This window comes from Paludisphaera rhizosphaerae (genome assembly GCF_011065895.1).
Lineage (GTDB): Bacteria > Planctomycetota > Planctomycetia > Isosphaerales > Isosphaeraceae > Paludisphaera > Paludisphaera rhizosphaerae.
In genome coordinates this window covers 313635-325705 of record NZ_JAALCR010000007.1, presented here as the reverse complement: position 1 = coordinate 325705, position 12071 = coordinate 313635, and the positions used below count along the sequence as shown (strand labels likewise).

The 12071-nt window shown below is 68.4% G+C and carries 8 protein-coding genes; 5 read left to right on the top strand and 3 right to left on the bottom strand.

Features of this window, described 5'->3' with window-relative positions:
- Together G5C50_RS32280 and G5C50_RS11745 are read left to right on the top strand one after the other, a co-directional pair.
- Nucleotides 1-390, top strand: a 390-nt coding sequence (locus G5C50_RS32280) for a hypothetical protein (protein WP_206107657.1), incomplete at its 5' end; no start/stop codon positions are given.
- Between the two features lie 514 nt (nucleotides 391-904).
- Nucleotides 905-4666, top strand: a complete 3762-nt coding sequence (locus G5C50_RS11745; protein WP_165069290.1) for an ankyrin repeat domain-containing protein — start codon at nucleotides 905-907, stop codon at nucleotides 4664-4666.
- A gap of 211 nt (nucleotides 4667-4877) precedes the next feature.
- Here G5C50_RS11745 and G5C50_RS11740 read toward each other — a convergent pair whose 3' ends face one another.
- Nucleotides 4878-6860, bottom strand: coding sequence for a glycoside hydrolase family 97 protein (locus G5C50_RS11740; RefSeq protein WP_165069288.1), 1983 nt, complete (start codon nucleotides 6858-6860; stop codon nucleotides 4878-4880).
- A 207-nt stretch (nucleotides 6861-7067) separates the two neighbouring features.
- Between G5C50_RS11740 and G5C50_RS11735 the strand changes: the two genes are divergently transcribed.
- Nucleotides 7068-7424 carry a hypothetical protein gene (locus tag G5C50_RS11735; RefSeq protein ID WP_165069286.1) on the top strand — a complete coding sequence of 119 codons (357 nt, stop codon included), beginning with the start codon at nucleotides 7068-7070 and terminating at the stop codon, nucleotides 7422-7424.
- 21 nt (nucleotides 7425-7445) lie between these two features.
- Here G5C50_RS11735 and G5C50_RS11730 read toward each other — a convergent pair whose 3' ends face one another.
- Both G5C50_RS11730 and G5C50_RS11725 read right to left on the bottom strand, forming a co-directional pair.
- Complete coding sequence (locus G5C50_RS11730) at nucleotides 7446-7745, bottom strand: hypothetical protein (protein ID WP_165069284.1); 300 nt, start codon at nucleotides 7743-7745, stop codon at nucleotides 7446-7448.
- 101 nt (nucleotides 7746-7846) lie between these two features.
- The gene (locus tag G5C50_RS11725; RefSeq protein WP_261349441.1) at nucleotides 7847-8890 is read right to left on the bottom strand and encodes an alpha/beta hydrolase family protein; all 1044 of its coding nucleotides are present in this window, start codon (nucleotides 8888-8890) and stop codon (nucleotides 7847-7849) included.
- 173 nt (nucleotides 8891-9063) lie between these two features.
- On the opposite strand from G5C50_RS11725, the gene G5C50_RS11720 reads away from it, so the two are divergent.
- Both G5C50_RS11720 and G5C50_RS11715 read left to right on the top strand, forming a co-directional pair.
- Nucleotides 9064-10626, top strand: a complete 1563-nt coding sequence (locus G5C50_RS11720; RefSeq protein WP_165069282.1) for a glycoside hydrolase family 5 protein — start codon at nucleotides 9064-9066, stop codon at nucleotides 10624-10626.
- A 542-nt stretch (nucleotides 10627-11168) separates the two neighbouring features.
- Complete coding sequence (locus G5C50_RS11715; protein ID WP_165069280.1) at nucleotides 11169-11999, top strand: hypothetical protein; 831 nt, start codon at nucleotides 11169-11171, stop codon at nucleotides 11997-11999.
- Nucleotides 12000-12071 lie beyond the last annotated feature (72 nt).

Sequence of the window (12071 nt, the reverse complement as noted above, 5' to 3'; positions counted from 1 at the left end):
GGAAAGGCACTATTGTTTTTCCTCGAACTGCCGCGTTGCTTTTCCCCATTCAATCCAGAATTCGTAGTCAGGTTCTCCCTGCGTCTCATAGCGTGGGAAATCAGCATTGAGGGGAGCGGGACTCCCATTCGAGGCCGCTTGTCGCGTAAATTCATGGGGCAACAATACGGAATGGGTTTCGACATAATGGGGGAGTCCCTCGGGCCAAACCCATTGTCCATCCGTGAGACATCGACTTCCCATAACGGCTTCATTGCCGCAGCCGAAGCGGCAATACGAGATACCTCGCCATTCGGCGTATCGGTGTCCCGCTCGGAGATAGGCAACCACGGCCTGTTGATTTTCAGGATAACTACCCGAGCAGACAAGAAGTCGCGGGTCAGGAAATGAGCAATCCGAAGGCCTGCGGAACGTCGGGCGCGATGGAGCATACCCCACGGGCAACCAATACCCAATCGCCCCAACAGGACGGTAGGCTAACGTCTGAATTCTGAGTGGCTCGATGAGTTCTGCGGGCAATTCGGCGAGCAGCGCGGTGAAATTGTGCGGCCGAGCTACAGATCCCAGGCGGTGAATGACCTCTGTCCCGTTGAGTATCTGCCTCTGATATAGCTTAAGGATACGTTCCGCTTCCTTGCGCTCCTCTTCCACTAGCACTTCAATCTCCTGTGGTATGCGAAGGCGTGATCGTCTCGGGCCACGGCGATGACTGATGATACGATGGTGGACTACCTCGCGAGGAACTCCTCATCCCTTGTCTGCCGCGGGGGCAGGGGATCTTTCCTGTCGACGATCGGCGGGCAGACGGCGGACATCTCGCCAGGTCATGCCAGGCAACTACTCGGCGTTCATCGAACCTTGGGGCCGGGGCGATTACGATACTTGACCGATCGGAGCCGACGCGATGAGCCTCCACGATGCGGCGCTTGGCGGCGATGTGATGGCGATCCGGGACCTGCTCGACCTCGGGGTTTCTGTGGAGGCTCGCGACGTCGAGGGGCGGACGCCGCTGCTGGTCGCGGTGGAGGCGGGGCGGCTGGCGGCCGTGCGGGCCCTGGTCGAGGCGGGGGCCGATGTCGACGCGCCGGTGCTGCCTCCGGGCGAGGATGCGAGCGAACCGCCTGCGGAGCCGATCTTGCCGGTCGTCTGCCGGCGCGGCCTGATCGATCGGATTTGGCCGTTGCTTTACGGCCAGGGGACGGTTCGACAGCGTCGCCAGGGGAACCCGGACGGGCCGACCCCGCTGATGACCGCCTCGGCCGCCGGGCAGGAGGCGATCGTTTCCTTCCTGCTCCAGCAAGGCGTCGACGTGAATCGGCGCGACCGCGACGGCTTCACGGCGCTGGGCTACGCGGCGGCGTTCGGGCATGAGGTGATCGTCGGCCACTTGATCCGAGCCGGCGCCGATCTCGATCCCGTGGATCACTATGGCTTCAGGCCGGTCGGCCTCGCCGCCCTGTTCGGCCAGGCCGGAGCGGCGCGGGTTCTGGCCGAGGCCGGGGCGAACCTGACGGCGACTGGAGACTTCCTGAACCAGTTTTCCCCGCTACACGCGGCGGCGCGGTATGGGCACGTCGACGCGGTGCGTGCGCTGCTGGCGGCCGGTGCCGACGCTGAGGCGAAGGCTTACGTCAGGACGCCGCTGGAGATGGCCCTTGAGTACGGTCAGGTCGAGGTCGTCACCCTGCTGGCGGGGGGCGGCGCGAAGACCGACGCCGAGGACCAGTACGGGCTCACGCCGTTGCTCCGAGCCGTCGCCAGAGGGGATCGCGCGGCGATGGGGAGCCTACTCGCCGCTGGTGCGAGCCCGAGGCAGCCAGTCGCCCATGACCAATCCCTCCCCAGCGGGGCGACGGCTCTGCACCTGGCGGCCTGTCGCGAGGAGCCGGGATTCGTCGCCGACTTGCTGGCCGCGGGGGCTGCCCCAAGGGTCTGGGATTTCTTTGGCTTCACCCCGCTGGCCCTGGCGCTCGCGACCGGGAACCTCGAGGCCGCGCGGCGGCTGCGATCGGCCGCGCCTCCCGCCGAGGGCGAGGAGCCGACCCTCCGGGCTTATGAGTTGGTCGCGGCCGTGCGAGCGGGGGACGAACAGGCCGTGCGGAGATTGCTCGCCGAGGGGGCCGATCCGGGTGCCGTCATCCCCGACACGTTCAACTATCACTATCTCCTGCGCTGCGAGAAAGGGAAGAACCGTTTCGACGACTTCGACCCGAGTTGCGGCCGGGGCCCTGGGACCTTCGGCGACGCCAGTCGGTCCGTGCTGGCGCTGGCGATCGAGCGGGGGCATGAGGCGATCGCCAAGATCCTGATGGCCGCCGGAGCGCCGATGGACGCGACCGGCGGCCGGCGGGAGGAACCTGGGAAGATTCCCCTGGCCGTCGCCGCGCGCGAGGGGATGCGCGACGTGGTTGCGGCCCTGCTGGCGTCGGGCGTCGACCCCAACGCCCTCGACGACGAGAAGCGGACCCCCGTCTTCCACGCCGCGGGGGCCGGCCACGCGGCGATCCTCGGCGACCTGATCGCCGCCGGGGCCAGGGTCGACGTCAAGGATCGTGATCGCGGCACTCCTCTCGGCGATGCGAGCGCCGCCGGGCACGCCGAATGCATCCGCATCCTGCTGGAAGCCGGCGCGACGCCGCAGCCGGACGATCTGTCGCTGGCGGCGATGGGCGGGCGCGTCGACGCCGCGCTCGTGCTGCTGGACGCCCTATCCGCCCGGGGGATCGAGCCCAAGCCGGAGACCCTGTCGTCGGCGGTCCACTCCGGCTCGGTCGACCTGGTCCGATTGCTGATCAACCGGGGCGTCAGTCCCAACGCCCCTAGCGATCACGGCGTGCCGGCGCTGGCTGCGGCCTGCCTCAGGGGGCTGGATATGGTGCAGGTTCTCCTCGACGCCGGCGCGGATCCGAACGGAGCCGATAGCGAAGGGAAGACATCCGTCTGGTTCTCGGTGATGGGCCCACCGGCCATGATGCGACTCCTCCTGGAGCGCGGGGCCAACCCGGAGGGGCGGCTTGAGAGCGCGACGGAGAGGCGGACGCCGTTGCTCCACCTGGCGGGTTTTGACATCCAGAGGATGTGTGGCTGGAGCCGAGATCCCGACCTGATCGTCCGGGTCCGTGAGCGCAGCCTGGAGATGATCGGGATGCTGCTCGACCACGGGGCCGACGTCGAGGCCCGTGACCCGGCCGACGGCCATACCCCCCTGATGTGCGCGGCCGAGATGGGGCGCGAAGACGTCGTCCGGGCTCTGCTGAAGGCGGGGGCGAAGGTCGACGCCCGCGACGATCGCCACGGCCGGACGGCCCTGCACTGGGCCGCGCGAGCGGGACGCGCCGGAGCGGTCGGGCTGCTGCTGGAGGCTGGGGCAGACCCCCTGGCCGAGGACGACGACGGCCTGACGCCGGAGGACGTCGCCCGTCACGGTTCGCACCACGCCCTCGCCCGAGATCTGCAAGCGAGGGCCGGGGATCGTCCCCGGCGGGGCCGGTCGATGAAGGGCGTCCTGCGGAGGGCCGTCGAGGCAGGGGACGCGAACGCGATCCGCGAGGCGTTGGCGTCCGGGGCCGACGTGAACGCTCGGCTGGCCGGCCGGAAGACGCCCCTGATCGCGTCCGCGGAGAAGGGAAACGTCGCGGTCGTCGAGACGCTGCTCGCGGCCGGGGCCGATCCCAACGTCCGCGACGCCGACGACGTCACAGCGCTGGTGATGGCGATTGAGGAGGCGAAGAGCCCCGAAGTCGTCCGCTTGCTGCTCCGCGCCGGGGCCGACCCGGACGCCGGTTGCCGGCACCACAGCGGCAAGGAGCGCGAGACGCCTCTCATGATCGCCATCGGCGAGGCGAATGACGAAACCGCCGATCGCAGTCTTCTGGAGATCGTCCGCGCCCTGATCGAGGCCGGTGCCGCGGTCGACCTGGAGGGCGGGCATGGCTGCCGCCCGCTCTGGTACGCGCTGGACGTCGACCAGCCCGAGATCGCCGACATGCTGGTCGAGGCCGGCGCGGGCCGCCGAGACTTCGCGAGCGCCGCGTATCTGAAGGCACAGACGTTCGCCAGAGCGGCCCGCGCGACGGGCTTCCGGGCCCAGGTCGACGCCTTCGTCGAGCGCTTTGGCGTCAAACCCGCGACATGGACCGCTCGACCGTCCCGGCGCGACTTCCGGCGGGTGCAGGGGAGCGACAAGCTTCCGGTCGGGCCGACCCTCGGCGTCCGGTTCCCCACGACCCGCGACGTCGCCGAGGCGGTGCTCGCCGAGCAGGGGGAGTGGGGCCCTCGTGGGGCGTTCCCGGTGCGGATCTCCTGCTACGACGACGATTACGACTTCGAGCGGCAGGAAATCGGCCTGCTGCCGACCGACGACCCCTACGCCGTCATCGCCGCCGTCTGCGGCCCGGGGACCGACTGGGGATGGGTCTGCCCCGCCTTCTACATCCGCGATCTGAGGGCGCTGGAGCATGATTTCCCATTCACGCTGATCGGGGCCGAGCCGCGCTCGCTGGAGCTGCAATTCGCCGAGCCGATCGCCGACGCCGCCGACCTGGCTCGCCGGCTGTGTGGCATCCGGACCCACCTCGGCGGGTATGGCCTGTCCGAGTATCCGGACGAGGATGAGGTGGCCGAGCACCTTAGCGAGCACGCTCGGATCGGCTTCTACTGGGAGTGATCCCGGATCGCCGTACAAGCTCGACGCACCCCGCTTCGGTTCAGTCGCGACGGGGCGGGCGAGGGGCGAGAGGCTCTCAAGCGAGACCGTCTTTTCCCAGTCACAGCCTGTTTGCGCCGTTGAGGTCCCCCTCATCCGGCCCTTCGGGCCACCTTCCCCCGTGAGGGGGGACGGCCGTTGTGGGCCCGGAGGGAGGTGGCGGGCGGCGCGATCAAGGGCGGGGTTTCAGCCGCGCCACGAAGCCGCCGTCGCGGGGGACGGCGATCTTGAGGGCGTCGGTGGGGGAGACGCGTTCGCGGCGGCGGAGCAGGGCGGTGGGGCCGATGGTGGGGTCGTCGGTTTGGATGTCGGCGTCGCAGGGGGTCTTGAGGAAGTCGAGGGGGATGACGAGGTCGCGGGGCTCGACGGCGGTCATGCCGCCGAGGTACCAGGCGTCGGCCTTGCGGCGGGCGACGACCAGGCAGCGGCCGAACTCGGCGCGGAGGACGCGGGTCTCGTCCCAGGTGGTGGGGACCTCGACGAGGAAGTCCAGGCCGGGCTGGCCGAGGTAGGCGGTGGGGGAATCGGCCATCATCGGAAGGTGGTCCAGGTAGACGACGTACATGGCCAACTGGTGGCCGCGAGTCCCCTGGACGGGCGGGGCCTTGTCGCGGAACCGGTAGTCTTCGGGGAGCACGTTCCGCATCCCGCCGTGGTGGTAGTCGAGCGGGCCGGCGATGCCTCGGATGAAGGCGATGTCCAGGTTGTGGTACGGGGGCGTCCCCTTCACGCCCTTCGGCTGCCACTTGTTGTATTCTTGATTGAGCGCAGCTTCATAGGTCAGGACGTTGGGCCAGGTCCGCTCCAGGCCGGTCGGCTTGTAGGCTCCGTGCAGTGTCAACGTCAGGTGGTGGGCGGCGGCGCGTGAGGCCATCTCTTGGTAGAAGCGGACCATCTCCTGGTCGTCGCGGTCCATGAAATCGACCATCACGCCTTCGATCCCCCAGCGCTCATACGTGGCGAAGGCCTCCTCGATCTGGGGCTTGAGCGCCTTCCAGTGCATCCAGAGGCGGAGCCGAACGCCCTTCTTCTTGGCGTAGGCGAGCAGCTCAGGCATGTCGATGGAGGGGGCGGCCTTCGTGACGTCGGTCGGGCCCTTCGGTTGGATCGGGCCGCCGTACCAGGCGATGTCCAGGCCGTCGAGCGAGTGATAGGGGATGCCGTTCTCGGCGGCGAAGTCGATGTAGGCCTTCATGGTCGCCGTGTTCACGCCGGGCTGGAAATCGACGCCGTCCAGCACGTAGCCGTTCCACCAGGGGAACGTGGTCTTGCCGGGCTTGATCCACGACGTATCGGCGATCGCCGGTGGGTCGCTCAGGTGGAAGATCAGGTTCGATTCGAGGAGCCGGCCGGGGTCGTCGGCAATCATCACGATCCGCCAGGGCGACGGATGCGGACCTTTACCGACGACCTTGGCGCGGTCGGCCCGGCCGGGGAGCGGCGAGAGTTTGGAACGGAGCACGCCCGGCGAACCGGGGACGCCGGCGAGGTACATCCCGGCGTAGTCGGTGAGGTTCGCCTCGGTCACGGCGACCCAGGGGCCTCCCGGGCGTTCGAGGAGGATCGGCAGGCCGATGAGGCGGTCGGGGCCGATCGCGGCGGCCGGGAGCGTCTCGTAGTACTTCTCGTAGGGCGTCGTGTAGCTATCGAGCGGCAGGGCGTGGGCCGTGGGGTCGCCGGGGAAGGATAGCTCGGTCTGCTCGTCGACGAGGACGAAATCGCCGGGCTTGGGGATCAGGTACCGAAAGGCGACGCCGTCGTCGAAGGCCCGGAAGGCGACGTCGAAACGACGGCCCGACGCCGCGGCTTCGGCCAGGGAGACGACGACCTCGTTGTGATGGTCCCGCGCCGAGGACGCCTTACCGACCGGGATCTTGTACGTCTCGTCACGGCTCTCGCGGCGTTCGCCGATGACCTTGAGGCCCTCACGGATCGGCCCGCCGTCGGCGAACTCCAGGCCGAGCGAGCCGGCGGCCACCGGCTTCCCGGATCGCGAAACCTCGAACGTGGGTCGCCCCTGCGGATCCAGGCGAAACGTCACGGCGAGGCGACCGTCGGGGGATTTCAGGCGAATTGGGGGCTCGGCGGCGACCGCGAGAGGTAAGGGGAAAAGCAGAAGACCGAAGACGACCCGGACGCGACGATCTAGGCTCATGGGAGGGGCTCCGACGGAGAGATGAGGGGCCGGCGATCATCGTAGGGCGGGGACGGGCGTGCATCAATCGGCGGCCGACCCGAGGTGAAACTCATGCGACGTCGCCGGTTCGGCCGATTTTAACGGGGAAGGCGCGGTCGACGACGACCCACGGGTTGAGGATTCGGTCGCGTGGAGCCATCGCGACGGTTGGTGGAGTGATTCGCCATGATGCTTGAGCAGGAGATCGCGGGCGGGCATTTCTGGTGGTTTCGCGAGCTTTACGCGGTCCTGGCGGCGCTGGCGGACGAGCCCGAGAACACGATCGCGCGGATGGATCAGGACGTCGCCGTCCCGGCGGCGCTGGCCGAGGAGCTTGGCAACTTCCTCCGCTGCATCCGCGAGGCCTATCCCGAGACCAACCTCGCCGTGCTCCAGTTGGTCGAGGGGATCGACGAGATCCTCGCCCGCCGCAGCCTGGGGGGCGAAGACTTCGACATGGAGTTCTGGACCAATGAGGGGTTCCAGGAGCACCTCGACTGGGAGGACGTCCGCTCCCGGACTCGGGCTTTCCTGCTGCGGTGAGAGCGCGTCGGCGGCCGTCGCTCAATCCGTTGACAGCTCCAGGCCCAGGCCGTAACCCCGACGGCCGCTGTCCTTCACCACGGCGGCTCGCACCGAGCCGTCGGGCTGGAAGCTGTCCCTGAGCAGAAACAGCTCGATCACGCGCCCGCTTGCGACTTCCAGCACCACGGCCTCGTTCTCCTTGACGAGCGAACGGGCGATCTGGAAGACGGCGACGTGAATCTCGCCCAGCGTGTCGAGCTCCACGGCGATCCTGGGGGCGACGACTTCGCCCGCGGCGTTCTTGAGGTCCCCGGTCAACCGCTCGATTCCGTCGCTCATGATGATGGCCCTCGACTCGGCCGATGCGGCCGCTAGGGAGAGGGCCGATTCGCATCGGTCCTGGGTGATGCGAACCGGCCCCTGGGTTCGACGTCCGTCGCTCAGGGCTTGGCCGGCTTGAGCTTGGCGATGAGGTAGCTGGGGATGTCGGGGAACTCGGGGTCCTTGCGGCCGATGTAGTCCAGGCGGCTCTCGACGCCTTCGGCCTTGAGCTTCTCCTCGAGGATCAGGCCGAGGAGCGCGGTGTGGGTGGGGTCCTTTTGCTCCTCGCCCTTCACCGGCGGCTTGTCCTGGGCGGGGTAGATCATAAAGATCGGCGGATCGTCGCGGGTGACGTGGGCGATGGGCGAGTATTCCTTGATCCAATCGGCCACCTCGTCGCGGTGGTCGTAGAACTTCTGGAACTGGCTGTCGCGGCCGTTGCCGCCGGGGCCTGAGAAGCCGAAGGCGTGGCCGCCGTATCGCATGTTGGGGATCCACTCGCGGAGCTGCTTGGGCTCGAGCGAGGTCTGGGCGCCGCTGACGGCCGCGGTGAACAGCCGGGTGGACTCGCGGGCGACGGGGTCGGGGCTGTCGGGCTTGGCCATATCGTCGTGGAAGGCCAGCCAGAGCGACGAGCAGGCGCCGGCCGACCCGCCGGTGGCGGCGATCTTCGTCTTGTCGATGTTCCACTCGCCGGCCTTCGACCGCAGGAACTGGATGGCCCGCGCGGCGTCTTCCAGAGGACCCTTCACCGGCGGCTTGAGCCCTTGTTCCTCAGCCTGCTTGATGTACCGGTAGTTGATCGAGGCGACCGAGATCCCGTTGGCGAGGTACCTCTTCAGGCCCCCCACGCCCACCTTGTCGCCGGCGACCCAGCCGCCGCCGTGGATGTTCACCACCAGCGGGGTCGGGGTCGGCGAGTCGGCCTTGAAGAAGTCGAGCACCTGGCGCTCGTGGTCGCCGTAATGGACGTTGGCGTACGTCGGCGGGACCTCATACCGGGCGGCCTTCTTGGCGGCGGGCTTGGCGTCGGCCTTGGCCTTGGGCTCGTCCTTGACGGCCTGGGCGCGGGCAGCGGGGCTTGCGATCAGGGCGGCGGCCAGCCCGGCGGCGAGCCAGGCGGCGCTGCGGCGACGGCGGGAGGGCTTGGCGATGGCGGCCACGTCGGGGGTCTCCTGAGGCGGGGTGAGAAGCAGGAAGATCTGGACCGTCGTCTGCCGAGCTTAACCGACCCGGAGGGCCGAGTCTCCCCGGTGGCGGCGACTCCCTGCGCGTGATAGCCTCGGGGTCGCCGGCCCTCGGCCGCGGACGGTCGCGGGAGGCGGGAGCGATGGTCATGTTGGGAACGTTGGCGGTCGCGGCGTCATTGGTCTTGCTCGGGGATTCGGGGCCCGTCTTCTCCCGGTCGTTCGACGAGGCGAAGCCCCTGGAGGGGGCGTCGGCCTCGAAGGACGGGGCGAGGGTCGAGAAGGGGGCCGGTAGGTCGGGGACCTCGGCGCTGGTGGTTGACCGGCCGGCCTCGGCGGGGGCGGGGTCAACGTCCGTCCGCTGGAGCTTGCCCGTCGAGAAGCTCCGCGGCACCCGGGTGCGGGTCGAGGCTTACGTGAAGGCCGACGACGTGGCCAAGCCGCCGAAGTCGTACAACGGCGTGAAGGTGATGCTCCACCTGAAGGGCGGGGCCGGCGACGAGTGGCCGCAGGCCCCCGTCGATACCGGCAGCTTCGGCTGGACCCGCGTCGGCTTCACCCGGGCCGTCCCGGACGACGCCTCGTCGGTCGACCTGACCCTCGGCCTGGAGGCGACGACCGGGCGCGTGGCCTTCGACGACGTGACCCTGACGATCCTCCCCCCGCGACGCCCGGCTGTAGCCTCGGCGAGCGCCTCCAAGCCCGACCCCCGCCACGGGCCGGGCCGACTTCGGGGCGTGATGATCGGCACGAAGGTCGACGCCGACGACCTCCGCGACCTGGCCCGCAAGTACGGGGCGAACCATGTCCGCTGGCAGCTCCTCTGGGGAGGCTTCCCCAACGGCCCGGCCGACAAGGCGACGCCCGCCGAGTACGACCGCTGGCTCGACGGCGAGCTGGACCGCCTCGCCCGGCTCACCCCCGTCTGCCGGCAGGAGGGGATCACCGTCCTGATCGACGTGCACACTCCTCCCGGCGGCCGCGAACAGGGCACAAGCGTCATGGGGATGTTCCGCAAGGCCGAGCACCAGGAGCACTTCCTGAAGGTCTGGGAGAAGATCGCCAAACGCTTCCGCGACGACCCCGTCGTCTGGGGTTACGACCTCGTCAACGAGCCCGTCTTGGGCATGCTCCCGGACGGCCTCCGCAACTGGCCCGAGCTGGCTCTCGAAGCCGCCAGGCGCGTCCGGGCGATCGACCAGAAGAAGGCGATCATCGTCGAGCCCGCCCCCTGGGGAGGCCCCGACGGCCTCGACGACTTCGAGCCCCTGCCGGGGATCGACGGCGTGGTTTACAGCGTCCACATGTACCTACCCCACAAGTTCACCCACCAGGGGGTTCACGGCAACCCGACGGGGCTGTCTTACCCGGGGGTGATCGAGGGGAAGCGCTGGGATAAGGAGGACCTCCGCCGAGCGTTGGAGCCCGCCCGCCGCTTCGAGCGCGACTACAACGTCCCCATCTACATCGGCGAATTCAGCGCCATCCGCTGGGCCCCCGGCAGCAGCGCCCGCGACTACCTCCGCGACGTCATCGACATCATGGAGGAGTACGGCTGGGACTGGGCCTACCACGCCTACCGCGAATGGCCCGGCTGGAGCTTCGAGCACACCTCCAACCCCGACGACCCCAAACCCAGCCCCACCCTCACCGACCGCGGGGCGCTCCTGAAGTCCTACTTCGCCAGGAACCCCAGGCCCGCGGCTCCCTGACGAGAAGTCTGGCTCCGATTGGCTTTCTTCGCGCGACGCCGCGCTCGAATCCGATCGTCGCAAGTCCTAATCACAAGGCCGGTTGACGCCAGGTCGTCCGGCTCGAGCGGCGGCTTCGTTCGACCACTCTCGCGGTCACTCGTTGCTCAGCACCACCGCAGAAAAACGAATCTGGGTGCCATGGCCACGCTGGCGTGGCCATGAACCGGTGTGGGACGGTTGCACGACCGTCGCCGATCGCATGGCCACACCAGCGTGGCCATGGCACCCAATTTCACCCCTCAATCCGGAAAACGGCTTCCGGCGGGCGTTGGTGATGTTGAGCGAGTCGTGTCATTTCACACGAGCATCCGCCCTGTCGTCTCGCCCTGACGACACCGAACCTCGAGTTGTCAAAGATCGTCCTCCATCAAATAAAGTGGCGCAGAAATGCATTGGCGCAACGAGAAATCGCCCTCGAAGCGAGGGTGTGCAATCGCTGTAATCGTTCGAGTCGTCGCTCGCCTGCACGGCCAATCCTCGCTGCGTCGGAGGATCGCGCAATGTCGCCGCCGACCGTATTCCCCCCGCGTATCCACGTCCTGCTCGCCCGCGAGGCCCCGCTCGGCGTCGTCATCCGGCGCGGGCCGTCGAAGCAGGTCTGCACGCTGCTCTGGGATCGGGCGACGGACGAGTTCCAACTCGGCCAGTGGCTCCACGGGCGGATCTACGAGCGCCGCGCCGACCTCTCCCCGGACGGGAAGCACCTGATCTATTTCGCCATGAACGGCCATTGGGACGGCGAGGCCCGGGGATCGTGGACGGCGATCTCACGGGCGCCGTACCTGAAAGCCGTGACCCTGCTCGCCAAGGGGGACTGCTGGCACGGCGGCGGCCTGTTCACCGCCAACGGCCGATACTGGCTCAACGACGGATCCGGCCACACCCCGATTCGAGATTCGCGCGAGGTCCGGCGCGACTCCCAATACAATCCGCGTACCGATTTCGGCGGCGAATGCCTGGGCGTCTATTACGTGCGACTCCTCCGCGACGGCTGGACGCTGGTCCGTCGCGAAAAGCTCGGCAAATGGAAGATCCTGAGCGTCTTCGAGAAGCCCGCCCCCGGCGGCTGGACGCTCCGCAAACTCGCCCACGAGGAAGTCGACCACCCGCCCGGCAAGGGCTGCTACTGGGACGAACACCAACTCGCCCGCCCCAACACAACCATCGCCTCCCCCGACTGGGAATGGGCCGACGTCGACCGCCATCGCCTGGTCTGGGCCTCCGCCGGCAAACTCTTCGCCGGCCGGCTGGACGAATCAGGAATCGCTCAGCAGACCGAACTGCACGACTTCAACGACATGGAGTTCGAGCCGATCGAAGCTCCGTATTGATCACGGATCCAACCGCAGACTACAACCAAGCGGAGAATCGACTGGCCGTCGGTGGGAAAATGAACTGACTCC